The following is a 23605-nucleotide window of genomic DNA, read 5'->3' as shown; positions in this document are numbered from 1 at the left end:
GGCGCGGGGCCGGTTTGCATCCCGCGAGGCTGGTGGCATCCCGGGGCTGCGAGAATTGATCCCGTGTTCGAGTATGCGCGGTTGCGGCGGTGGCCGGATGTGGAAGGCGAGAACCTGTTCGCCTCGGATGCGGCCGACCGCCTGATCGCCGACCTGGCACGGGATGCGGTCGCCGCGGCTGCGGGCGGCGAGGTCGTCGTCATCGGCGACGCGTACGGTGCGCTCACCCTGGCGGCGGCCGCCGAGGGCGCCACCGGTCTCCGAGTGCGCCAGGATCCACTCACCGGAGAACAGGCGCTCGCCGCCAACGCCGCCGAGCTCGGCTACTCCGACGCATACCGTGGACTCCCGCTCGACGCCGAACTCGTCCGCGACGCGCGGGTGGTCCTGCTGCGCCTGCCGCGGAGCCTGGATGCGCTCGACGAGATCGCGACGCTGGTGGCCGCGCACGCGCATCCGGAGGCGGTCGTCTACGCGGGCGGGATGCTGAAACACATGAGCCTGGCGATGAACGACGTGCTCGGCACTGCTTTCGCTTCCGTCACGGCGTCGCTCGCCCGGCAGAAGGCGCGCGTGCTCACCGCCGAGCATCCGCAGCCGGTCGCGGTCGCGGACGACCGGTGGCCGCGGCGTTCGCACGACGACGAACTCGGGATCACGGTGTGTGCGCACGGCGCCGCGTTCGCGGGCACCTCGGTCGATATCGGCACCCGCTTCCTGCTCAGCGTGATCGACGCCGCCGCTCCGGATGCGCACACCGCCATCGACCTCGGCTGCGGAACCGGCGTGCTCGCGACCACGCTCGCCCTGCGCAGGCCGGGCCTGCGCGTCATCGCCACCGACCAGTCCGCCGCGGCCGTCGCCTCGGCCACGGCCACCGCAGTGGCGAACGGCGTCGCCGACCGCGTCACGGTGGTGCGCGACGACGGTCTCGCCGGGCAGCCGGATGCGAGCGCCGACCTGATCGTCCTCAACCCGCCCTTCCACATCGGCAGCGCCGTGCACACCGGGATCGCCCACCGGATGTTCGCCGACGCCGCACGCGTCCTCGCCTCCGGCGGTGAACTGTGGACGGTCTGGAACTCGCACCTCGGCTACCGCTCCGCGCTGGAACGTGCGGTCGGGCCGACCAGGCAGGTGGCGCGCAACGCCAAGTTCACGGTCACGGCCTCCCGCCGCGAGTGACCGTGGCGGGCGGGTGACCAGCCGAGTGGCTGACGTCGCCCTTAGCCGACCACGTCGTCGCTCGCGTGGCGGGCGCGGCCGAACGGCGAGAGCGCGAGGAAGACGGTGACCACGACGATCCCGGCTATCGCGATCCAGAGCGTCGGCCGGTAGCCGATGACCGTCGCGGCGAGGCCGCCGATGGGCGCCCCGACGACGATCATGGCGCGGTTCGCCGACCGCATCGTGGTGTTGGTGCGCGCCTGCAGCTCGTCCGGGGTGACGGCTTGCCGGTAGCCCATCTCGTTGGCGTTGCTGAGTCCCAGCCCGAGCCCGTAGAACCCTTGGCCGACCGTGAGGACCGTCACCACCAGCCAGGTGGCTGCGTCGCCGGGCACGGTCGCGATGAGGACCCAGCCGACCGCCATCAGCAGGTTGCTCGCGACAACCGCGACGCCCGCTCCCCAGCGGCGTCCGACGCGGATCGACACCGAGCTGCCGATCAGCCCGGCGACCCCGGCGCCGGCCAGGGCGATCCCGAGCTGGAACGCGCTCAGGTCGAGCGCGAGCAGCGCGAACGGCACGAAGACCGTGCCCAGGATGCTGTTGAAGAAGAACCAGCCGTGCGAGCCGAACGCCATCGGACCGAGCACGGGATGGCGGTAGACCCACCGCAGTCCCTCCGCGATCTCGCGGCGAAGGCTGCGGGCCGGGGTCGCCGTCGCCGGTGGTTCGTCCACCCTGACCCGCCAGATCGCGACCGCGGAGAAGAGGTAGGACACCGCATCCACGACGATGGCGGACGCCGCGCCGACGAGCGACACCAGCGCACCGGCGACGAGCGGCCCAGAGGTCTGCGCGACGGCGTCGCTCTGATCGGTGCGGGCGTGCGCGGCCAGCAGGGCGCCTCGGGGCACGATCCGCGGCACCAGCGACTGGGAGGCGGCGTCCCCGAACAGCGACAGCAGGCCCACGGCGCAGACGATCGCGAGCAGAACCGGGATGTTCAGCACGCCGAGAACGAAGAACAGCGGGATCAACGCCAGCAGCACCGCCCGCCCGAGGTCGCTCCCGATCAGCACCGGGCGCCGCCTCCGCCGGTCGACCAAGGCCCCGACCACGAGGCCGAGCACCAGATACGGGAGCCACCTGGCCGCGTTGAGCAGCCCGATGTCCGCGGCGGTCCCGTGCAGCGACACCAGCACGAGCACCTGGAGGGCCAGCGTCGTGACGTACGTGCCGAACCCCGAGACGGTGTACGACGCCCAGTACGCGAAGAATCCGCGAATCCTGAAGACGTCGCGTCGCCCCGGTCCCGACATGCCGCTCCTCCGCTTGTGTCTGCGATCAGGCTAACGAATGGGGCGCGTGTGCCACGATGAGGCAGGGGGGTCCCATGGTTTCGGAGAAAACAGATCCAGTCGTCGTCCGCGTCGGCCGGGTTGTCGGCCGCGCGTTCAAGCGGGTCGTGGATGCGTTGATGGTCGTCGGCTCGTCGCTCGGGCCAGCGCGTGGTGCGGGTGATCCGGAGGCTAGAAAAGGCTACGAGCAGCCGAATCGTGACTACCGGCCGTAGAGCACGACCGTGCCGCCAGCCCTCGCCCCAGGAATAGCGCACCCCCTCGCGCTGTTTTCGCGAGCGTGACGATCACCGCGATGACCTCCCCCGCCACGCTCGACGAGTTGCTGTCCACGCTCGAGTGGCGAGTGGATGCGTCGCGTCACGTCGCACTCGGGCCCGGCGACAGGGCGACCTTCCCCGGTGCGACGTTCGTCTATCTGCTTGCGGGGTCCATCCGGGTGCGTTCGCGCGGCCCGCAGGGGGTACAGCTCGCCTTTCACGCTGGCGACGTCGTCTTCACGACGGGGCGCAACGCGGTCGACCTGCTGGCGGACGGTCTCGGCGAGGTGATCGTCAGCGAGCTGCGGCCGGTGGGCGGCACCCGCGCGCTCGACGCGCTGCCCGACGTGGTGGGCGTGAACCAGCTGGCGGAGCTCGATCCGGCCATCGCCCTCCTCGCCGCGCAGATGGGCGGCTCGCTGAAGCCGCGCCGCGCCGGCGACGACGTGATCTGCGGCCGGATGGCCACCACCATCGTCTCGGTGGCGATCCGGGCCTGGGCGGAGGGCGACTGCGCTCCCGAGAACTGGCCGTCGGTGGTCGAGGACCCGTTCGTGTCCCGCGTGCTCGACGCGATGCACGAGAATCCCGGGCACCCGTGGACCGTGGGCGACCTCGCTGCGGTCGGCGCGATGTCGCGCACGATCTTCGCCGAGCGTTTCCGCGAGCAGGTCGGGCAGTCGCCCGCCAGCTATCTCGCCCAGGTGCGGATGGATGCGGCCATGACCTACCTGTCGCAGGACGGTCTCACGGTCAGCGAGACCGCCAGGATGCTCGGCTACGAGTCGGACGCCGGCTTCAGCCGTGCCTTCCGCCGCCACACCGGGTCCGCCCCGTCCGTCTGGCGGCAGCGCGCGAGCTAGCCGCGCGCGCCCCCCAGCCGCCCTCACCCCTGCAGCGCCCGGCGCCTCCCCGCGCTGCCGAACAGCACCACGCCCACCGCGACCACGGCCACCGCCACCAGGTACGTGAACCGCACATCCACGCTGTCGACCAGGATGCCGCCGAGCCCGGCGCCGAGGGTGATCGCCAGCTGGAACCCGGCGACGACGAGGCCACCCGCCGCTTCGAGCCTGTCCGGGATGTAGCGTCCGGCCCAGGTGTTGATGACCGCCGGCCACGCCCCGAAGCCGAAGCCCCAGACCACGATGGCCGCTGCCACCACGATCACTGAGCCCTGGCCGAGCACCGAGAGCAGGATCGCCCCGGCGATGAGCGCCGGCTGCAGGTAGCGCAGCAGTCCGAGGTACCGGTCGGCGAGCGCGCCGACCACGAGGTTCCCGACCACGCCGCCCACGCCGAACACCACGAGCAGGCCGGCCGCGAAGGCCGTGTCGAGTCCGGGCACCTGGTCGAGCGCGAGCCGGATGAACGTGTACGCCATGAAGTGCCCGAACACGATCAGGATGTGGCCGGCGAGGCCTTGCCGCACGCCAGGCCGCTTGAGCGTGTCGACCAGGATGCTCAGGCTCGACGCCTCGGCCGGGGCGATCCGTGGCAGCGTCAGGCGCAGGGCGACCGCGACGACGGCGGTGAGCACGGCCGCGCCGAGGAACACGCCCCGCCAGTCGACCAGCTCGGTGAGGTACACCCCGATCGGCACACCGGCCACGACGGCCAGGGTCATGCCGGCGCTGACGATGGTCATCGCCCGCCCGAGCCGTTCCGGGCTGGCCAGCTGCGCGGCCACCGTCAGCGACATCGACCAGAAGCCGCTGATCGCCACGCCGATGAGCAGTCGCGCCACCAGCAGCAGCCACAGCGACGGCGCCACCGCCACGGCCAGGTTGGACACCGCGGCGAGGATCGCGACGAGCACCAGGAAGGTGCGCCTGTCCATCCGGGGGATCAGGATGCCGAGCGTCGGCGCCGCCAGGAACCCGACGAACGCGGTGACGGTGACGGTCTGCCCGGCCTGTCCGGGCGTCACCCCCAGCTCGGCGGCCATCGCGGTCAGCACACCGGACGGCAGGAACTCGGCCGTCACCAGCACGAAGCTCGTCAGGAGCATGACGATGAGGGCGGCCCAGCGCGTGCGCTGGTGCGTGGGAGCGGCGGGGGAGGTGGCCCGGATGGGAGAGGTGTCTGTCGTCACTGTTCCACCCTGGCGGATCGCGGAGGGGCGCACCTGATCCTCCGTCCGGGACAGGCGACCATCCGTCCGGATCGTCTGCGCGGTCGGTCAGACCGCCGACCGGCGCCGCGCATCCCGCGCCATCGCCACCCGGGGCCAGTCGCTGAGCGCGAGCCCGGCAGCGGCCTCCTCGCGCACCCGCTCGCGGAGCGCGTCGTCCCGCTGCTCGTCGGGAAGCAGCGAGAATCCGAGACGGGCGTAGTACGGCGCGTTCCACGGGACGTCCGCGAACGTCGTCAGCGTCAGCTCGGTCAGCCCGCGCTCCAGCGCCCAGGCGTCCGCAGCCTCGATCAACCGCGCGCCCAGCCCCTGCCTGGCGTGCGATGGATGCACGGACACCTGCTCGATGTGCGCCCGGCTGCCGAGCGTCTCGACCAGCAGATACGCGACGGGGGTGTCCGTCCCGTCGACCGCCACCAGCGCTCCGCCGCTCCGGATGCACGCCGCCAGCTCGTCCGCGCCGGGCGGCTCGTCGTCGGCGATCTCCGCGAGCCCGATCCCGCGGAAGGGCTCTCCCGCTGCCCGTTCGATCTCCTGGATGGCCGGGATGTCCGTGGTCCGTGCCGCTCGAATCGTCACCGTCCGAGCGTATAAGAACGGGGAAGGTCGGGCAGGGTCAGCTTTCCGCGCCGGCGACCACGGTGCCGATGCCGAGGGCCGCGAGGATGCCGGCGGACACCCGTTCGAGCGCGCGGGTGACCCGCGGGCGCTTCAGCCAGGCGACCATGCGGGAGGCGAGCAGCACCACGACGCCGAGGTAGGCGACGGAGACGAGCGCGTCCACCGCGCCGAGCAGCATGGTCTCGCCCAGACCGGCGTTCGCCGGCACGAACTGCGGCACGACCGCGAGGAAGAACAGGCCGACCTTCGGGTTGAGCAGGGTGGAGAGCATCCCGGCCAGGAGGCTGCGGAGCGACCAGCCGCCGGTCGCCGGAGCCGCGGGGGACTCCGCGCCATCCTCCGCCGAAGCGTCAGCGGCGGCGGCGGCAGCCGCAGCGCGGGCGCTCCTCCGCGTCGCGACGAACGCCATCACGCCGAGGTAGATGAGGTACAGCCCTCCCACGATCTTCACGATGCGGAACACCTCCGCCGACTGCTCCATCAGCGTCGCGAGCCCGACCGCGACCAGCCCGGCCCAGACGAGCGAGCCGAGCGAGCAGCCGACCGCCGCCGCGAAACCGTCGCGCGCCCTGGCCATGCTGTAGCGGAGCACCAGGAACGTGTCAGGTCCCGGCGTCAGCGCGAGCACCAGGCAGAGCCCGGAGAAGGCGAGGATCGTGAGCAGCGACATGCGACGATCCTAGGGCCGGTCAGAGCGCGAGGGTATAGGTCTGCGACGCCTCCCCGCTCAGTGGATGCGCGTGAGCCGCCCCGCACGCCACCCACCCCCGCGACGTGTACAGCCGCACGGCCGCGGCGTTGGACGCGAGCACGTGCAGGAGGAGAGCGGTGTGGCCCGCGTCGCGCGCATCCCTGGTCGCGGCGCCGAGCAGCTGAGCGCCGAGCCCGGCGCCCTGGTGGGCCGGGGCGACGGCGAGCAGGGCGAGGTAGACGGCGTCGGGCGGATCGGCGGGAGTGCCGGTGCCTGGCGCGGTCGCCAGGACGAAGCCGGCGAGCGCGTCCCCGTCGCGCGCGACGCGGAACGAGACGGTGTCCTTCGCGAACTTGGCCGCGCAGCGCTCCGTCGTCCCGTCGGGTGCAGCGTGTCCGTCGCGGGCATGGAGGGCGTCCAGCCACAGCCGGATGCACGCCTCGCGGTCATCCGCGAAGCCCGCCGCGATCACGGGGCGGCCTCAGCGTCCGGCGCCGCCGCATCCGCTGCCGCGCGCGCCGCCAGCGCCCGCTCCCGCATCGCGAGGAACAGCGGAAGCGCGAACGCGAGCGCCACCAGCGGGATGAGGACGATGTAGACCCACACCCGCCGCATCCCGAGCCGCCTGCTCTCGAAGACCATGAACGCGATTGCGGCCACGGCGGCGATCAGCACGTCGACCGTGAGCGACGAAACCGCCGGGCCGCTCTGCAGCCAGTCGCCCACGTAGTCGCGGTGCTGCAGGATGGCGGCGATGTTGAACGCCCAGGTGCCGACGAGCCCGAGGAGGGCGACGACGAGGAAGAAGACCGCCCTGCCGTTCCAGCGCGGCCCGGTCATGCCGTCGCCCCCGCGTGCATCCTCGGCCGCGAGCCGGAGTGCGTTCCGACCGCGACGACAGCGACGGCGGCGATCACTCCGCCGACGGCGATGATCCATCCTCCGGCCAGGAAGAGCCCGTCCGGCCGCACGATCGACTGCCCGGCGAGCGCCTGGAACGTCACCAGGACAAGCACGGCCGCGTACACCGCGGTCGCCACCACGACGAGCCGCAGCCGCACCCTGTCGTCGGCGACGGCGCGCCAATGGCGGCCGAGCCAGCCGAGCGCGATGGCGAAGAGCGGCAGCAACTGCAGCGCGTGCATCCCGATGAAGTGCGGGATGCGCAGATCGCCGCCCACCGTGCTCCAGCCGAGCAGCGGCAGCCCGGGGCCGCCGTCCGCCAGCCCGACCGTGTGGGCGCCGGCGATGCCCTGGAAGTCGTGGAGCTGCGCCGCGGTCGGGCCGGTCATCAGGTAGGCGAGGCCCATCCCGACGAGCGCGATCAGAGCGCCCGCCCGCACGGCGATGGTGGTGGATGCGGTCGGCAGCCGCAGGAAGAACACCGCGATCGTCGTCACGAACGTCCCGACGTAGAGCACCGTGATGGACACGGCCATGATGCCCCACACCGCGGCCGCGAGTCCGGTGGAGACGTTGAAGTGGCTGGTGGTGCCGGCCGCGGCGGCGCCGACGATGGCGACCTGTTCGACGATCAGGGCGACCGCGATGACGGTTCCCGCGGTGTGCGCCACGCGGCGGAACCGGGGGAGGTGCGCGATCAGCCAGGCCCAGGTCACGCTGTAAAGCAGGATCGACAGGGAGAACTTGAGCGGCTTGAGCCAGGTGTCGACGCCGAGGACCTGCCTCTGGTCGACCAGCAGGCCGATCAGGCAGACGATGGTGCTGACGACCATGAGGGCGGCGACCGTCATGAGCGGACGGTGCCAGGCGAAGACGGACTTCATGAGAGCCTTCTCTCCGAGGTGACGGCGGCCTGGGCGATGCGCCGCAGACCGAGGGCGAGCGAGTCGCCGAGCACGGTGCCGACCACCATGAGCTCGGCCATCCGCGACGCGTCCGGCAGAGCCGCGACGGCGTCGAGGTCGGCGTCGGCGGCCGCACGGGCCGCTGACGCGTATGCGTCCAGATAACTGTCCGGCAGCGGGAAACCGGCGTTCGCGAACGCGTCGAGCACGCGCGCGGCGATCTGCTGGCCGATGTTGCCTTCGCAGTCCGACCATCCCGCGCGCCCGATCAGCGCGTCGATGCGGGCGATGGATGCGTCCGTCGGCTCCGACACGTCGGGGACCGCGGCGCGGGACAACGCCTGCTGCGCCACGTCGAACGTGTGCGCGATCGGCGCATCCGGATCGTCGAGCGCCGCCAGCACCTGCGCCACCGAGCTGACGGACAGGTGCCCGACTTCGAGCATCGACCGGATGAGCCGCAGCCGGTGGATGTGCGCATCGCCGTATTCCGTGCGGTTGCCGTTGAGGCGCTCACCGGCCGGCAGGAGTCCCTCGCGCACGTAGTACTTGATCGTGGCGGACGGGGTTCCGGTGGTCTCGGCGAGTTCCGTGATGAGCATGCGCTGATAGTAACACTACCGGTAGCGCCACTACCAGTGTCTCAGAGCGCGTCGTCTCCGTGTGAGCGCTTCGACCGGGACGGGGCCTCCTGCAGTGAGAGCCAGAACAGGATCGCCAGCAGGCCGAAGATCACCAGCGAGGAGGCGAGGTCGCTCCAGGTGAACGGCACGAGCTCGCCGTCGATCGACAGCACCAGCGCTGACTCGATGAAACCGAAGACCAGGAAGAACGCGGCGAGCAGCGCCCTCGTCCTCCGCACCGAGCGTCCGCGCCTGTGCAGTTCGAGCCTGCGCAGCTCCACCATCAGGGTCAGCAGCAGCAGCGGAAGGATCTGGGCGAGTGCGGCGGCGGTCGCGCTGTCCATGAGCACGATCCGCACATCCATCGGGTCAACCACGTCCCCATCTTTCACCGCCGGGCCGCCCCGCGCCACCCCGCTCGTTACGGCGGGGGAAACATTTGTTGCGCGCGGCACCGAACAGCGAAATGATGAGCCCGACGGGCCTACAGCGCCGCACACCGACCGTCGTGCGGCGACGCGTGGAGGGGAGCCCACACATGGAGTTGGATGTCGATGGAGTAGCCGAACGGGTCTCGACCGGCGCGCTCCCGTCCTGGGACGACGTCGAGCACCTCGTCCAGGATGCGTTCGAACGCAACAGGGGTGTGAGCGCGGGAACGGTCGCCGACTACATCCCGGCGCTGGCCGTCGCCAACCCCGCCCTGTTCGGTGTGAGTGTCGCCGAGGTGAACGGCGCCGTGCACAGCGCGGGCGACGTCGGGCACGCGTTCTCCATCCAGTCGATCTCGAAGGCGTTCGTCTACGCCCTGGTCTGCGAGGAACTCGGCCACGAGCTCGCCCTCGAACGCGTCGGGGTGAACAACACCGGCCTCGCCTTCAACTCGGTGATGGCCATCGAGCTGAACGACGGGCACCCGATGAACCCGATGGTCAATGCGGGGGCTCTCGCCACCACGGCGCTCGTTCCGGGATCGAACGCCGACGAACGGTGGGCGTTCATCCAGGAGGGCCTCTCGCGGTTCGCCGGGAGGCGGCTCGAAATCGACGCCGGCGTGTACGAGTCGGAGACGGCGACCAACCAGCGCAACCAGGCCATCGCCCGGCTGTTGGAGAGCTATGGCAGGATCACCGCGGAACCTGTCGAGGTCGTCGACGTCTACACGCGGCAGTGCTCGCTCCTCGTCACGGCACGCGACCTCGCCGTGATGGGCGCCACCCTCGCCGACGGCGGCGTGAACCCGGTCACCGGCGAACGCGTCGTCTCCCCGCACGTCTGCAGGGACACGCTCGCCGTGATGGCGGCCAGCGGACTCTACGAGCAGTCGGGGGAGTGGCTGTTCGAGATCGGGATACCGGGCAAGTCCGGCGTCGCGGGCGGCCTCGTCGCCATCGCGCCGGGCAAGGCGGGGATCGGCACGTTCTCTCCCCCGCTGGATGCGGCGGGCAACAGCGTTCGCGGCCAGCGGGCCACGGCGTTCCTCTCACGCAGCCTCGGGCTGAACGTCTTCGCGTCCGACGTGCACGGCAGGCCGGACGCGCAGCTCCATGACACGTCGACAGAAGGGCAGGAACGATGAGTGCAACAGAAGCCGTCGCACCGGTGATCGAGAAGGCCTCGTGGCGACCGATGATCGCGCTGTTCTGCGCGCAGATCCTGATGTCGTTCAACGTCGCCGCCCTGCCGGTGTCGCTCGGAGGAATGGTCGACGACTTCGGGGTCCCCCCGACCACCGTCAGCACCGCCATCGTCATGTACGGCATCGCGGTCGCGGCGCTCGTGATGGTGGGTGCCAAGCTCGGTCAGCGCGTCGGCTGGGTGCTGATCTTCCGCATCGTTATCGGCCTGTTCGCGGTCGCCGAGGTGATGATGATCTTCGCGCCGACCGTTGGCTGGGTGATCGGCGCCCAGGCGCTCGCCGGAGCGTCCGCGGCCATCATCGTGCCCGCCCTCGTCGCACTGATAGCGGAGAACTACCGGGGCACGCAGCAGGCGACGGCCATCGGGTCGCTCGGCTCCGCCCGCGCCATCTCCGGGTTCAGCGCGTTCTTCATCGGCGGCGCGCTCGGCACCCTGGTGGGCTGGCGGCCGGTGTTCGCGATCCTGGTGGTGCTCGCGGTCGTGGTGTTCATCCTGAGCTTCTCGCTGCGCTCCGACCGCGGGGACAGCAGCATCAAGATCGACGTGGTCGGCGCCATCCTGATCGGCCTCGGCATCGTGCTGCTGACGCTCGGCTTCAACAACCTGAACGCGTGGGGCATCATCGAGGCCAGGCCGGATGCGCCGTTCGACATCCTGGGGCTCTCTCCCGCGATCGTGTTCATCGTGGTCGGCATCGTGCTCGGGCAGGCGTTCTTCCTCTGGACCCGCCGCCGCACCAAGACGGGACGGGTGCCGCTGATCGCGCTGAGCGTGCTGCGCTCGTCGCGGGAGCGCTCGGCGGTGTACGCGATGTTCATCATCGTGCTGCTGGAAGCCGCCATCAACTTCACCATCCCGCTCTACACGCAGATCGTGCAGGGCAGAACCCCGTTCGACACGTCGCTCGCGATGATCCCGTTCAACCTGACCGTGTTCGTCACCGCCATGCTGGTCGTGCGCTTCTACCGCAGGTTCAGCCCGCGCACGATCGGCGTCTTCTCCTTCATCCTGACCACCGCGGCGCTGGCCTGGCTGTCGCTCGTGGTGACCAACAACTGGGAGACGCTCCCGACCATCCTGGGGCTGATCGTGTTCGGCATCGGGCAGGGCGCCCTCGTGACCCTGGTGTTCAACGTGCTGGTCACGGCGTCGCCGAAGGAGCTCGCCGGAGACGTCGGCTCGGTACGCGGGACCACGCAGAACCTGGCCTCCGCCGTCGGCACGGCGATCGCGGGCGCGCTGCTCGTCACCATCCTCGGGCTGAACGTCGGGCAGGCGGTGATCGCGCATCCCAAGCTGCCGGAGTCGCTGACCTCGCAGGTGGATCTCGACAACGTCAACTTCGTCAGCAACGACCGCCTCCGCGACGTGCTCGCCCAGACGGACGCCTCACCCGCCCAGGTGGATGCGGCCGTGCAGATCAACGAGCAGGCGCGCCTCGACGCCCTCCGCCTCGGCCTGCTGATGCTCGGCGCTGTGAGTGCGCTCGCCATCATCCCCGCCGCGCGTCTCCCGCGCTACCGCTCCCACGAGATCCCGGACCCGTCGCCGGCCGCCGACTGACCATCGGGCCCCAACACATCCACGCGACACCCGAGACGGGTGCCGCGTGAGTGTGTTCGAACTCGATGATCGCGCTCATTCCGAGGTCAGCTGATCTTCCGCCGGTAGATCGCGATGGCGAAGCCGTAGGCCACCACCAGGATGCCGACGAGCCAGGCCAGAGCGATCCAGATGTCCCCGCCCACCGGCTGCGCGGCGAAGAGCGCCCGGATGGTGTTGACGATCGAGGTCACCGGCTGGTTCTCGGCGAACCAGGCCACCGGGGCCGGCATCGACTCGGTGGGCACGAAGGCGGAGCTGATGAACGGGAGGAAGATCAGCGGGTAGCTGAAGCCGCTCGCCCCGTCCACGGTCTTGGCCGAGAGCCCGGCGATCACGGCGATCCAGGTCAGCGCGAGGGTGAACAGGATCAGGATGCCCGCGACGGCCAGCCAGGCACCGACCGACGCCCCGGTGCGGAACCCCATGATCAGCGCGACGCCGATGACGACGGCCACGGAGACCAGGTTCGCGGCCAGCGAGGTGAGCACGTGGCCCCAGAGCACGCTCGACCGGGAGATCGGCATGGACTGGAACCGCTCGAAGATGCCGCCCTGCAGATCGAGGAACAGCCGGTACGCGGTGTACGCCACGCCGGATGCGATCGTGATGAGCAGGATGCCGGGGAGCATGTAGTTGACGTACGACTCGTCCGAGCCGGTGTGGATGGCCCCGCCGAGCACGTAGACGAAGAGCAGCATCAGCGCGATCGGGGTGATCACGGTGGTGATGATGGTGTCCGGGCTGCGGAGGATGTGGCGCAGCGACCGACCGGTCAGAACGCCGGTGTCGCTGATGACGTGCGTGGTCATCGGTCTGCCTTTCGTGTGGTTTCGGTTGCGGTCTCTTCGGCTGTCTCGCCGGTCTCACCGACGAGGGCGAGGAACACGTCCTCGAGCGACGGCTGCTTCTCCACGTACTCGACTTTCGCCGCGGGGAGGAGCTGCTTCAGTTCGGCGAGCGTGCCGTTCTGGATGATCGTGCCCTTGTGCAGGATCGCGATCCGGTCGGCGAGCTGCTCGGCCTCGTCGAGGTACTGCGTCGTGAGCAGCACCGTCGTGCCCTGGCCGGCCAGCTGCTTGACCGTCTGCCACACCTCGATGCGCGCCTGGGGGTCGAGGCCCGTCGTCGGCTCGTCGAGGAAGATCACGGGCGGATTGCCGATCAGGCTCATCGCGATGTCGAGGCGGCGGCGCATCCCTCCGGAGTACGTGGCCGCCTTGCGGCTGCCGGCGTCGGTGAGCGAGAACCGGGCGAGCAGGTCGTCCGCGATGCCGCCCGGGTTCTTCAGGTGGCGCAGCTTGGCGACCAGGATGAGGTTCTCCCTGCCGGTGAGCACCTCATCCACTGCGGCGAACTGGCCGGTCAGGCTGATCGACTCGCGCACGCTGCCCGGCTCGGCCGCCACGTCGTATCCGGCGACCGTCGCGGTCCCCGCATCCGACTTCAGCAGCGTCGACAGGATGCGCACGAGGGTGGTCTTGCCCGCGCCGTTCGAGCCGAGCAGGGCGAAGATGCTGCCGGGGGCGACGTCGAAGTCGACGCCGCGGAGCACGCTCAGCTCCTTGAAGGACTTCTCGATGCCGTGCACCCGGATGGCGGGTGCCGGCATGGTGGTGGTGGTCATTCGTCCGTCTCCTTGTTGTCGGGGGCGGCCTTTCCGCTGACCGCCGCGTCGATCGCGTTGGTGAGGCGTGCCCGCTCCTTGTCGATCCACTGGTGGCCCGAGTACGAGGCGGCGAACTCTTCCGCGAACTCCACGGGGTCGTCGCCGACGATGTCGCGCACCGGAGTGCCGTCGATGGATGCGCGCTCCCACAGGTCGGTGTGGTCGCCGATCATCGTGACCAGGGTGTCGCCGTCTGTGATGCCGCCGTAGTACATGAAGTACCTGTTGAGGGCCTTGGCCGTGCTCCGATAGGGCTCGGGGAGAGCTTCGACGCGGGCGACGGCCTGCTTGTACTGCTTCTTCTGTTCGAGGGAGCCGGTGAGGGCTTCGATCCATTTCGCGACCATGACTACTGTTCCTCTTCCTGGGTGTGTGTTTCGGTCTGTTCGGTGTGGCGGAGCTGTTCCAGTCGCTCGGAGAGGAAGCTCCAGGTGGTCCAGAATTCGTCGAGGTATTCCTGGCCCTGGCTGTTGAGGGAGTACACCTTGCGGGGCGGCCCCTTCTCGGACGGGACCTTCTCCACATCCACGAGGCCGCGCTGCTCGATGCGGACGAGCAGCGCGTAGATGGTGCCCTCTGCGATGTCGGAGAAACCCTGGTCCCTCAGCCAGGAGGTGATCTCGTAGCCGTATGCTGCGCGGCCGGCGAGGATGGCGAGGACGATGCCCTCGAGGGTTCCCTTGAGCATCTCTGTCGCTTGCTTGCTCATGACGCTCTCCTTACTACTCAGTGTTGCTTGGTACTACTAGATAGTAAGGCCGAGTACCGGTAGTTAGCAAGACTGAATAGTGAACTTTTTCCAAGCGGGTGGAAATAGGGGGGTGCGAAAGAAAGTTGAGCCTAGTAGACTCAAGTTTGCCCGACCGAGGAAAGGACACCAATGGCGAACATGCAAGGCGCGCCCTCCACTCAAGAGGAGCAGAAAAGCGCGCTCGAACAGTACGGCGTCAACCTCACCGAGATCGCCAAGAGCGGCAAGCTCGACCCGGTCATCGGCCGGGACGCCGAGATCCGCCGCGTCAGCCAGGTGCTCACGCGCCGCACCAAGAACAACCCCGTGCTCATCGGTGAGCCGGGCGTCGGTAAGACCGCTGTTGTCGAAGGCCTCGCCCAGCGCATCGTCGCGGGCGACGTCGCAGACTCCCTGAAGGGGAAGCAGCTGGTCTCCCTCGACCTCTCCGCGCTCGTGGCAGGCGCGATGTACCGCGGCCAGTTCGAGGAGCGGCTCAAGGCCGTCCTCAAGGAGATCAACGACGCGGAGGGGGAGATCATCACCTTCGTCGACGAGCTGCACATCCTGATGGGCGCCGGTGGTGGAGAGGGCTCCGTCGCGGCCTCCAACATGCTGAAGCCGATGCTCGCCCGCGGCGAGCTGCGCCTCATCGGCGCGACCACGCTCAACGAGTACCGCGAGTTCATCGAGAAGGACGCCGCCCTCGAACGCCGCTTCCAGCAGGTCTACGTGGGTGAGCCGAGCGTCGAGGACACCGTCGCGATCCTCCGCGGCCTCAAGGGCAGGTACGAGGCGCACCACGGCGTCACGATCGAGGACTCCGCCCTGGTCGCAGCCGCATCCCTGTCGAACAGGTACATCACCGCCAGGCAGCTGCCGGACAAGGCGATCGACCTCATCGACGAGGCCGCGAGCAGGCTCAAGATGGAGATCGACTCCGCCCCCGTCGAGATCGACACGCTGCAGCGCGTCGTCGAGCGCATGAAGCTCGAAGAGTTCGCGCTCAAGAAGGAGAAGGACGAGGCCAGCAAGGAGCGCCTGGAGCAGTTGCGCACCCGGCTGCACGAGCAGGAGGCCCAGCTGGCCGAGCTGCAGGAACGCTGGCGTGCGGAGAAGGCGTCGCTGAACCGCGTGGGAGAACTCCGCTCCCAGCTGGATGAGGCCAAGACCAAGCGCGACCTCGCGCTGCGGGACGGCCGCTACCAGGAGGCGTCGCGCATCGAGTATGAGACCATCCCGGCCATCGAGCGGGAGCTCGCAGAGGCGGAGAACGCCGAGAAGCACCCCGACCAGCCGCGCATGGTCAACGAGCAGGTGACCGCCGACGACATCGCCGCCGTCGTCGCCGCGTGGACGGGCATCCCCGTCGACCGGCTGACGCAGGGCGAGACGGAGAAGCTGCTGCACCTGGAGGCCGAGCTCGGCCGCCGCATCATCGGGCAGAAGAAGGCTGTCGCCGCGGTGGCGGACGCCGTGCGTCGCACGCGCGCCGGAATCTCCGACCCCGACCGGCCGACGGGTTCCTTCCTGTTCCTCGGGCCGACCGGTGTCGGCAAGACGGAGCTGGCGAAGGCGCTCGCGGCCTTCCTGTTCGACGACGAGAAGTCGATGGTGCGCATCGACATGAGCGAGTACGGCGAGAAGTTCTCGGTGTCCAGGCTCGTCGGCGCCCCTCCCGGCTATGTCGGTTACGAGCAGGGCGGTCAGCTGACCGAGGCTGTCCGCCGCCGTCCGTATTCGGTGATCCTCCTCGACGAGGTGGAGAAGGCGCATCCCGAGGTCTTCGACGTGCTGTTGCAGGTGCTCGACGACGGGCGCCTCACCGACGGCCAGGGCCGCACGGTCGACTTCCGCAACGCCATCCTGATCCTCACCTCCAACCTCGGAAGCCAGTTCCTGGTCGACCCGGCCCTGAACGAGACCGAGAAGGAGGAGGCGGTGATGCAGATGGTCCGCCAGGCCTTCAAGCCGGAGTTCGTGAACCGCCTCGACGACATCGTGGTGTTCTCGGCTCTCGACAAGGAGGAGCTGGGCGAGATCGTCGAGCTCAACATCGACCGGCTGATGCGCCGCCTGCAGGAACGCCGCCTCGAACTGGCGGTGACCCCGGATGCACGGCGCTGGCTGGCCGAGCGCGGCTACGACCCGATCTACGGTGCCCGCCCGCTGCGTCGCCTGATGCAGCGCGAGATCGACGACAGGCTCGCCACGGAGCTGCTGGCCGGAGAGATCCGGGACGGCGACGTGGTGAGGGTCGACCTCGCGGAGGATGGCGAGCACCTGACCGTGGCGCCGGTGCGGGAGTAGCGCGTCCGCCGCTGTGCCGTACTAGCCGCTGTGCCGTACTAGCCGCTCTGCCGTACTACGGACGCGGCGGGAAGACGCCCTGGAGGGCGATGATGTAGTTGAGCGAGAGGTACGGCTGCAGGTTGTTGTGTGGCTGGCCGCCTCCCGCGACGGCGAACGCGCCGGCCGCGAGCGGCACGGTGGCCTGGTCGGTCGAGTACGCCCGCTCGGTCACCCTGCCGTAGCGCGGGATGGCGAGCGAGGCGTCCGAGGACACGACGCCCGTCGTGCCCGGCGCGTTGACGGCGAGCACGTTGTGCGTGTGCGACGGGATCGTGCTCTGGTCGAGCGAGACGGCCTGTTCGCCACCGCTCTGACCGAGGTCGTACGACGAGAGTCCGCCGCGTGGCCCGTTCGGCGTCCAGCCGAGCGCGGTCCGCCCTTGCAGATTCGGCAGCGCGAACGTCGACCTTCCGTCTCCGCCGTACGTGGTGCCGAGCAGGGAGAAGAGCGCCGTGTTCTGCGAGAGCGGCAGGAGCTGTCCCAGGCAGAACGCCCACCCCTGAGGGGCGAAGGCGAAGGCGACGAGGCGGATCTCGCCGACGAATTGGTCAGACATCGGTTCCTCAGTTCGGGGTGGGGAAGATGCCCACCAGGGCGATCAGGAAGTTGACGGTGAGGTATGGAGCGGTGTTGGTGTGCGCCAGGCCGCCGCCGACCTGCGACACGGCGATGGGCGCCATCGTCGCCGTCGGAGCGGCTGCGTACGCCGCCTTTCCCGGCTGGGCGAGCTGCGATCCGGTCGGCGTCGCCGTGTTCGGCACGACGGCGACGGCCGCTTGATGCGTGTGCGCGCCGAGCTCGCTCGCGGTCAGCGTGTGGTCGTATTCCCCGCCCGCCTGGCCCTGCGGGAAGTCGTTCGCGAACCCGACGGGCACCCGCCCGCGCAGGTCGGGGAGGCGGAAGTTGGTCTGACCGTTTCCGCCGTAGGTCGTGCCGAGCAGCGAGAACAGTGCTTGATTCTGGTTGATCGGAAGGAATTGCCCGTCGCACATCGCCCAGTTCTTCGGCGCGAATGAGAACGAGGCCAGGCGGATTTCGCCCAGGTACGGTGTGCTCACGCTGGTCTCCTCAATGTGTTCAAGTCTGGGACGGAAACAGGCCGTACAACGAGATGATGTAGTTGATGGCGAGGTACGGCGGCATGTTGTCGTGCGCCTGATTGCCGCCGGCCGGGTTGAGTGCCGTTCCGAGCTGGGCCGTGGGCGTGTCCGTGCTGAACGGGACGTCGGCCCAGCCGGCCAGGTAGTTGCCGGAGGCGGACGGCGTGGTCGCCGTCGCCGCCGCGGCGATCGGGTGCCCGTGCCGGGGGAGCTGCTGCACACCGAGCTGGACCGTCTCCGCCCCAGCGGCTTCGCCCATCGTGAAGGTGCGACCCAGCGAGGGCCCGGTGCCCTGGTGCACGGGAAGGCGCCCGCTCAGGTCCGGCAGGCCGAAGGTCTCGATGCCGTCGCCGCCGTATGTCGTCCCGATGACCTGGAACAGCACATCGTTGTCCGAGATCGGCAGCAGACCGCCGGTGCAGAGCGCCCATCCCACCGGCGCGAAGGTGCCCGCGAACATCCGGATCTCTCCGACGTACGGCTGACTCATGCCTGCTCCTTGTCCTGGGTGAAGACGGCTTCGAGGCGGAGCCCCTCTGCGTCGCGCGCGAGCGGCACGACGAAGACGGGTTCGGCGATCCCGGCGCCGACGATGTCGTAGCTGTTCTGCTCGGCGGGGAAGTCCGTCCCCGCGCGGAACTCGACTGAGAACGTCGTCCAGGCGCCGTCGGTCTGCTGGTCGCTGATCGACGCCAGGTGGATGCGGTACCGCGTTCCTGCCCCATCCACGGCCTCCAGGTCGGCGCCGTTCGCCGCGCTCCAGCGCTCGTATGCCGTAAGGCTCATCGGGCGGCCTCCGTGCTCATGGCCAGGTAGCCTCCCTGCTCGGACACGGTCGTGAAACCGTGCCGCCGATACAGCCGGATCGCGCCGTCGTTCAGCGCCCAGACGGTGAGGGTCACCCGGTCGGCCGAGGCCGCGAGCCAGGACAGGGCGCGCGAGCCGAGGCCGCCGCCTCTGTGCTGCGAGAGGATCGAGAGATCGACGAGGTGCGCATCCCTGCCGGTGTGGTCGGCCGTGATCGAGCCGACCACCTCGCTGTCGAGGAGGACGAGCGAGGTGACGGCGCCGGGATGCCGCGATGCCCGCTCCGCCGATGCTGCACGGAACTGCAGGTCGAGCAGCTGGTCGAGCGCGGGGCCGTCGATGCCGGGGAACTCGCTCCGCTTTGCGTCGTCGAAGATCGCGCGCACCAGGGCGGCGTCGTCCGGGGTGGCGGCACGGAACCCGATCGTGTCGGTCAGCATCACAGGTTCCGGATGACGATGGCCTGAAGCGAGCGCGTCCTGCGCCTCGGCCCGATCGCGACGAGGAACAGCGTCGTCGCCGGCACGCCGTCGGCGGTGAGCGTGTAGATGCCGTCAGCCGCCTCGTATCCGGCGGCGGCGGTGAAGTGCAGACCGAAACGGTGCTCGTGACCCGCATCCGCCCCTCCGGCGACGTCGTCGACGCTCGCGAGGGTGAGGTGGATGGTGCGCTCGTCCGAGACGGCGGTGAAGGCGCGTCCGATGGCGGGGAGGTAGAGCGAGCGCGTCGGCTCGACGGCGGCCGCAGCGGTCCCCGGGGTCGCGGCGGCTGCTCGGGATGCGGTCCCCGCGAACGCGGGAACGGCGGGAGCGGCCGCGGCGACGGCGGCGACACCCAGCCCGCTCAGCGCAGAGACCATGACGGTTCGACGTGACACCTCGGGCACGAGAGTCCTTCCTGCGGGCACCGCGCGGGTCGGGTCGCCGCGGGAGTTCGACTGCGAGCCTAGGGCATCGCCGCCTCGCGTTCTGACACTCACAGAGGGGGCATTCGCGGACGCGCCGGTGCCGATAGCATCGCAATGCACTCATAACTAGGCCAGCGACCCGGGTTGGCAGAGGGAGCCCGACCGCCCATGCCGTCCGTACCCGTGCGCGCCCTCTCGGTCGTCACCGCCCTCCTTCTCGCGACCGCCGGGATACTCACCGCTCCCGCACCAGCGCTGGCGGCGGGCTCGACCGTCGTGGTCACCAGCACGGCCGACACGGATGCGACCGGCGCATGCTCGGGCGGGACGACACTGGCGAACCCGGTCACCCTCCGCAACGCGCTCTGCGTCGCGAACAACGCGGGCGGCGCGTGGGACATCACGGTCGGCGCGGGAACGTACGCGCTCGACGACACGCTCGGCCCGCTGACGGTGGGCACCGCATCCGGAGCGGACATCACCCTGGCAGCGGCATCCGGTGCGTCCCCGAAGGTGGTGGGCGCCGGGGCGAAGCAGGTGTTCGTGCTCGACCCGAGCGGTGTCGGCGGCGTCTCCGTGACGCTGGACGGACTCTCGGTGCTCGGCGGCGTCGACAACGTCATGGGAGGCGGGGCACTGATCGGCGGCTCCGGCAGCGCAGCGACGCTCGACTCCCTCACCATCCGCAACTCGACGTTCTCCGGCAACAAGGCCAACACGGCGACGGGCCAGAGCACTGCGAACCCCGGCGGCGCGATCCAGTTCATCGGAGGTGCGCTCACCGTCGTCGACTCGACCTTCACCGGCAACGACGCCGGCAGCAGCGCGGGAGGCGCCATCGCTTACCAGGCGCAGGGCGCAGCGTCCGGCGAGAAGCTCTCGATCACCGGCAGCCGGTTCACCGGCAACACCACGACGGCGACGAGCCCGGTCGGCAACGGCGGAGGAGCGCTCGCGATCAGCGACGTCGCCGGGTCGACGCCGATGAGCATCACGGGAAGCACCTTCGCGAACAATGCAGGAGTGTCGAGCGGTGGACCGTCCACCGGCTCGGCCGTCTGGCTGAACGGGGGCTCGCTGTCCATCACCGGTTCGACGTTCACCGGCAACACCGGAACGGGCGGCTCCGCCGTCGCCGTGACGGCCGGTTCCCTCACCGCCCACTTCAACAGGATCACCGGGAACACCGCTCCGGCGCTCGCCGTCGCCGGGGGCTCGGCGCTCGCGACCCAGAACTGGTGGGGATGCTCGACCGGCCCGGGCGGCTCCGGATGCGACACGGTCAGCGGCACCACGGCCGCGGCGTACACGCCGTACCTGCGCTTGACGGCCACCGCGAACCCCTCGCCGATCGTGCGGCCTTCGACCACGTCGACCTTCACCGCGAGCCTCCTCCTCGACTCGGCGGGCGCGATGGTCGCGCCGTCGTCGCTCACGGCGTTCGACGGCCTCCCCGTCGCCTGGTCGAACGCGCTGCCGGCCGGGTCGTCGATCGGTGCGTCGTCGACCATAGCTGCCGGTGTCGCCTCCTCGACATACACGGCGGGCGCGACGGGCGGGGTGGGTTCCGCGACCGCTCAGCTCGACGGTGGCACGGTGTCCGCCCCCGTCTCGGTCTACACGCTCGCGTCGTTCACGTCGCCGTCCACGTTCGGCGCCGTCGTCGGCACCCCGGCATCGTTCACGGTGGTCGCCACCGGCTATCCCGCTCCTGCGCTCACTTTCGTCGGCACCCTGCCGCCCGGACTGACCGCCACGATCAACGGCAACGGCACCGCGACCATCAGCGGGGTCCCGGCAGCGGGCAGCGCGGGCGACTATCCCGTCACCGTCACGGCCAGGAACGCCGCATCGCCGTCCAGTGTCGCTCAGACGGTGACCATCGTGGTGCAGCAGGCCGCCGCCTTCACGAGCGCGGCAGCGAGCACGTTCGCGGCTGGATCGAGCGGGAGCTTCACCGTGACCGCATCCGGCCGCCCGACCCCCACGCCGATCACCGTGACCGGCACGCTCCCGTCCGGCGTGACGTTCACCGACCACCACGACGGAACCGCCTCCATCGCCGGGACCCCGTCGGCAGGGTCTGGCGGGGTGTACCCGGTGACCCTCCAGACCTCGAACGGCGTCGGCGCCACGGCTGTCCAGTCGTTCACGCTGACCGTGAACGAGGCGCCGCGCATCACCAGCGCGCCGAGCGTGACCACCACGCTCGGCACAGCGGCCGCGTTCACCGTCACCACCGGGCACGCGTACCCCGCCGTCTCGGCGCTCGCGGTCACCGGGGCTCTGCCCGCCGGTCTGGTCTTCGTCGACAACGGCGACGGCACGGGCACCATCTCCGGCACCCCCACCGGTCCCGGCGGAAGCACCGTCGTCACGATCACCGCCGCCAACGGGGTGGGCCAGGATGCGACCCAGTCCTTCCAGCTCCTCGTGCACGCGGCCCCCGTGGTGACTGTCGCCGCGGCAGACCAGACCGCGAACGTCGAAGCCACGGTGAGCTTCACGGCCGCCGCGAGCGGCTTCCCCGCCCCGGCGGTTCAGTGGTGGGTCTCCTCGGACAACGGAGCGACGTTCGTCCAGATCCCCGGAGCGACGTCGACCACGGTGTCGCTCACCGCGCGCACCATCGACGACGGCCGCATCCTCCGCGCCGTCTTCACCAACGCGGCGGGCAGCTCGCACACCGACGCACGTCTGACCGTCGGCGACGCCCCCACCATCTCGAGCCCGGCCGCAGCCGAGGTCACGGCGGGCGCCGGGGTCCAGGACATCGCCGTGACCACGGCGGGCTTCCCGTCTGCGACGCTCACGGCGACCGGCGCGCTCCCCGCCTGGGCGACCTTCACCGACCACCACGACGGAACGGCGACCATCTCGGCCGACCCTCCCGCCGCATCCGGTGGCCTGTACCCGTTCACGATCACCGCGAACAACGGCTTCACGCCGAACGCCAGCCAGGCCTTCGTGCTCACCGTGCTGCAGTCCCCGGGGTTCACCTCCGCGGCCACCGCGGGGATGAGCGTTGGCAGCGCCGGATCGTTCACCGTCACGACGGCGCCGGGATTCCCCGTGGCGACGACCGTCACGGCGAGCGGGACGCTGCCGTCCGGACTGGCGTTCACCGACAACGGGGACGGCACGGCGACACTGTCCGGGACCCCGGCACCTGGTGAGGGCGGCGCGTACGCGGTCACCATGACGGCGACGAACGGACGCGCAGCCTCGGCGACGCAGACGCTCACGGTCACGGTGATCGAGACGCCGACGTTCACCAGCCCAGCCGCCCTGACAGTCACGCGCGGTGTCACGTTCGCGGCCACCGTGACCACCGGCCACGCCTACCCGGCGATCGGCGCGCTGTCGGCGACGCCCCTCCCCGCTGGGCTGACCTTCACGGACAACGGCGACGGGACCGCGAGCATCCGGGGCGTCACCACCGACCAGGCCGGCGCATCCACTGTCACCATCACCGCAACGACGCCGGGACAGCCCGACCTCGTGCAGGTCGTGACCATCGCGGTCGTCGACGCCGCCGCCGTGCCCCTGCCGCCCCTCCCGCCCACGGCGGCAGGGCCGCTCTCCGGCGTTCCGACGACGGTGACAACGGGCCAGCAGCTCACGCTGACCGCCAGCGGCTTCGCCCCAGCGGCCCCCGTCACCTTCGGCATCTACTCCAGCCCGGTCGTCCTCGCTACGGTCACGGCCGACGCCACGGGCTCGGCCACGGCGACGGTGACGATCCCCGAGGGACTGACGGGCGCGCACTCGCTGGTCGCGAGCGGCATCGGCCCGGACGGCACGCCTCGCTTCGTGCGCACCGACATCGCGTTGCCGACCGCCCCGGTCGACCCGGGGACGCCGGGGACGCCTGGCACGCCGGCCACGCCAGGTGCGCCCAGTGCGCCGACCGCGTCCGGCGGCTCCGGCCTGGCCGCGACCGGCCTCGACGCGTCCGGGCTCGCCGCCCTCGCGGTCCTGCTCCTCGCAGCAGGCGCCGTCGTCGCCTTCCGCCGCCGCCCGCAGCGGCCATAGCGTGACGCGAAGCCGCGCCGAACGTCACCGGTCGTCGACGGTGCGCAGGTACAGGGCGAGGCAGATCAGCCCGGCCGCGAGCGGCATGGCGAACGCTGTC

General features: G+C 70.3%; 26 protein-coding genes. 7 read left to right on the top strand and 19 right to left on the bottom strand.

Annotation, left to right across the window (positions count from 1 at the left end; translation table 11 throughout):
• The first annotated feature begins 63 nt into the window (after positions 1–63).
• Entirely contained in the window at positions 64–1185 is a 1122-nt protein-coding gene (locus HF024_RS17860) for a class I SAM-dependent methyltransferase (RefSeq protein ID WP_210723980.1), read from the top strand.
• A 41-nt stretch (positions 1186–1226) separates the two neighbouring features.
• On the opposite strand, the gene HF024_RS17855 is transcribed toward HF024_RS17860, so the two are convergent.
• Positions 1227–2486, bottom strand: a complete 1260-nt coding sequence (locus HF024_RS17855) for an MFS transporter (RefSeq protein ID WP_085368222.1) — start codon at positions 2484–2486, stop codon at positions 1227–1229.
• 74 nt (positions 2487–2560) lie between these two features.
• Here HF024_RS17855 and HF024_RS17850 point away from each other — a divergent pair, with 74 nt between their 5' ends.
• Positions 2561–2740, top strand: a complete 180-nt coding sequence (locus HF024_RS17850; RefSeq protein ID WP_143465577.1) for a hypothetical protein — start codon at positions 2561–2563, stop codon at positions 2738–2740.
• An 80-nt stretch (positions 2741–2820) separates the two neighbouring features.
• Entirely contained in the window at positions 2821–3648 is an 828-nt protein-coding gene (locus HF024_RS17845) for an AraC family transcriptional regulator (RefSeq protein ID WP_085368392.1), read from the top strand.
• Positions 3649–3671: 23 nt separating this feature from the next.
• Here the strand turns inward: HF024_RS17845 and HF024_RS17840 are convergent, their stop codons facing one another.
• From HF024_RS17840 to HF024_RS17805, 8 genes are all read right to left on the bottom strand, one after another.
• Positions 3672–4880, bottom strand: coding sequence for an MFS transporter (locus HF024_RS17840; RefSeq protein WP_168690484.1), 1209 nt, complete (start codon positions 4878–4880; stop codon positions 3672–3674).
• Between the two features lie 87 nt (positions 4881–4967).
• Positions 4968–5498 (bottom strand): GNAT family N-acetyltransferase, encoded by a 531-nt coding sequence (locus HF024_RS17835; RefSeq protein ID WP_085368220.1) that lies wholly within the window; start codon positions 5496–5498, stop codon positions 4968–4970.
• Positions 5499–5535: 37 nt separating this feature from the next.
• Entirely contained in the window at positions 5536–6210 is a 675-nt protein-coding gene (locus HF024_RS17830) for a LysE family translocator (protein ID WP_168690483.1), read from the bottom strand.
• Between the two features lie 19 nt (positions 6211–6229).
• A complete protein-coding gene (locus HF024_RS17825) occupies positions 6230–6703 on the bottom strand; it encodes a GNAT family N-acetyltransferase (protein WP_168690482.1) in 474 nt (157 codons plus the stop codon).
• Positions 6700–7071, bottom strand: coding sequence for a DUF2834 domain-containing protein (locus tag HF024_RS17820; RefSeq protein WP_168690481.1), 372 nt, complete (start codon positions 7069–7071; stop codon positions 6700–6702). The genes HF024_RS17825 and HF024_RS17820 overlap by 4 nt, the downstream gene beginning before the upstream one ends.
• Entirely contained in the window at positions 7068–8018 is a 951-nt protein-coding gene (locus tag HF024_RS17815; protein ID WP_168690480.1) for a hypothetical protein, read from the bottom strand. Before HF024_RS17815 ends, HF024_RS17820 begins: the two co-directional genes overlap by 4 nt.
• Positions 8015–8641, bottom strand: coding sequence for a MerR family transcriptional regulator (locus tag HF024_RS17810; RefSeq protein ID WP_085368216.1), 627 nt, complete (start codon positions 8639–8641; stop codon positions 8015–8017). Before HF024_RS17810 ends, HF024_RS17815 begins: the two co-directional genes overlap by 4 nt.
• Before the next feature lie 41 nt (positions 8642–8682).
• Positions 8683–9039, bottom strand: a complete 357-nt coding sequence (locus tag HF024_RS17805; RefSeq protein WP_168690479.1) for a hypothetical protein — start codon at positions 9037–9039, stop codon at positions 8683–8685.
• 161 nt (positions 9040–9200) lie between these two features.
• Between HF024_RS17805 and glsA the strand changes: the two genes are divergently transcribed.
• Complete coding sequence (glsA, locus tag HF024_RS17800) at positions 9201–10241, top strand: glutaminase A (RefSeq protein WP_168690478.1); 1041 nt, start codon at positions 9201–9203, stop codon at positions 10239–10241.
• On the top strand, positions 10238–11866 hold the full coding sequence (locus tag HF024_RS17795; RefSeq protein WP_168690477.1) for an MFS transporter: 1629 nt from the start codon (positions 10238–10240) through the stop codon (positions 11864–11866). Before glsA ends, HF024_RS17795 begins: the two co-directional genes overlap by 4 nt.
• A gap of 86 nt (positions 11867–11952) precedes the next feature.
• Here the strand turns inward: HF024_RS17795 and HF024_RS17790 are convergent, their stop codons facing one another.
• The 4 genes from HF024_RS17790 to HF024_RS17775 are packed head-to-tail and all read right to left on the bottom strand — an operon-like array spanning position 11953 to position 14283.
• On the bottom strand, positions 11953–12717 hold the full coding sequence (locus HF024_RS17790) for an ABC transporter permease (protein ID WP_168690476.1): 765 nt from the start codon (positions 12715–12717) through the stop codon (positions 11953–11955).
• The gene (locus tag HF024_RS17785; protein ID WP_085368391.1) at positions 12714–13517 is read right to left on the bottom strand and encodes an ATP-binding cassette domain-containing protein; all 804 of its coding nucleotides are present in this window, start codon (positions 13515–13517) and stop codon (positions 12714–12716) included. Before HF024_RS17785 ends, HF024_RS17790 begins: the two co-directional genes overlap by 4 nt.
• Positions 13518–13528: 11 nt before the next feature.
• Positions 13529–13921: a DUF1048 domain-containing protein gene (locus HF024_RS17780; protein ID WP_085368209.1), complete on the bottom strand. Its 393-nt coding sequence runs from the start codon at positions 13919–13921 to the stop codon at positions 13529–13531.
• Between the two features lie 2 nt (positions 13922–13923).
• The gene (locus HF024_RS17775; protein WP_085368206.1) at positions 13924–14283 is read right to left on the bottom strand and encodes a PadR family transcriptional regulator; all 360 of its coding nucleotides are present in this window, start codon (positions 14281–14283) and stop codon (positions 13924–13926) included.
• A gap of 171 nt (positions 14284–14454) precedes the next feature.
• On the opposite strand from HF024_RS17775, the gene HF024_RS17770 reads away from it, so the two are divergent.
• A complete protein-coding gene (locus HF024_RS17770) occupies positions 14455–16614 on the top strand; it encodes an AAA family ATPase (protein ID WP_085368204.1) in 2160 nt (719 codons plus the stop codon).
• Positions 16615–16669: 55 nt separating this feature from the next.
• On the opposite strand, the gene HF024_RS17765 is transcribed toward HF024_RS17770, so the two are convergent.
• The 6 genes from HF024_RS17765 to HF024_RS17740 are packed head-to-tail and all read right to left on the bottom strand — an operon-like array spanning position 16670 to position 19440.
• On the bottom strand, positions 16670–17212 hold the full coding sequence (locus HF024_RS17765; RefSeq protein ID WP_168690475.1) for a tail fiber protein: 543 nt from the start codon (positions 17210–17212) through the stop codon (positions 16670–16672).
• A 7-nt stretch (positions 17213–17219) separates the two neighbouring features.
• Positions 17220–17714: a tail fiber protein gene (locus HF024_RS17760; RefSeq protein WP_085368200.1), complete on the bottom strand. Its 495-nt coding sequence runs from the start codon at positions 17712–17714 to the stop codon at positions 17220–17222.
• 19 nt (positions 17715–17733) lie between these two features.
• Positions 17734–18246 (bottom strand): tail fiber protein, encoded by a 513-nt coding sequence (locus tag HF024_RS17755; protein ID WP_085368198.1) that lies wholly within the window; start codon positions 18244–18246, stop codon positions 17734–17736.
• Complete coding sequence (locus HF024_RS17750) at positions 18243–18542, bottom strand: hypothetical protein (protein WP_168690474.1); 300 nt, start codon at positions 18540–18542, stop codon at positions 18243–18245. Before HF024_RS17750 ends, HF024_RS17755 begins: the two co-directional genes overlap by 4 nt.
• The gene (locus tag HF024_RS17745) at positions 18539–19003 is read right to left on the bottom strand and encodes an N-acetyltransferase (protein ID WP_168690473.1); all 465 of its coding nucleotides are present in this window, start codon (positions 19001–19003) and stop codon (positions 18539–18541) included. Before HF024_RS17745 ends, HF024_RS17750 begins: the two co-directional genes overlap by 4 nt.
• Positions 19003–19440, bottom strand: a complete 438-nt coding sequence (locus HF024_RS17740) for a hypothetical protein (RefSeq protein WP_168690472.1) — start codon at positions 19438–19440, stop codon at positions 19003–19005. The genes HF024_RS17745 and HF024_RS17740 overlap by 1 nt, the downstream gene beginning before the upstream one ends.
• A gap of 198 nt (positions 19441–19638) precedes the next feature.
• Between HF024_RS17740 and HF024_RS17735 the strand changes: the two genes are divergently transcribed.
• The gene (locus HF024_RS17735; protein WP_168690471.1) at positions 19639–23505 is read left to right on the top strand and encodes a putative Ig domain-containing protein; all 3867 of its coding nucleotides are present in this window, start codon (positions 19639–19641) and stop codon (positions 23503–23505) included.
• Positions 23506–23605: the final 100 nt, after the last annotated feature.

Origin of the sequence: Leifsonia sp. PS1209, from assembly GCF_012317045.1 — a bacterium.
GTDB lineage: Bacteria > Actinomycetota > Actinomycetes > Actinomycetales > Microbacteriaceae > Leifsonia.
The sequence above is the reverse complement of the archived record's forward strand: the minus strand, read 5'-3'. Positions and strand labels throughout refer to the sequence as shown.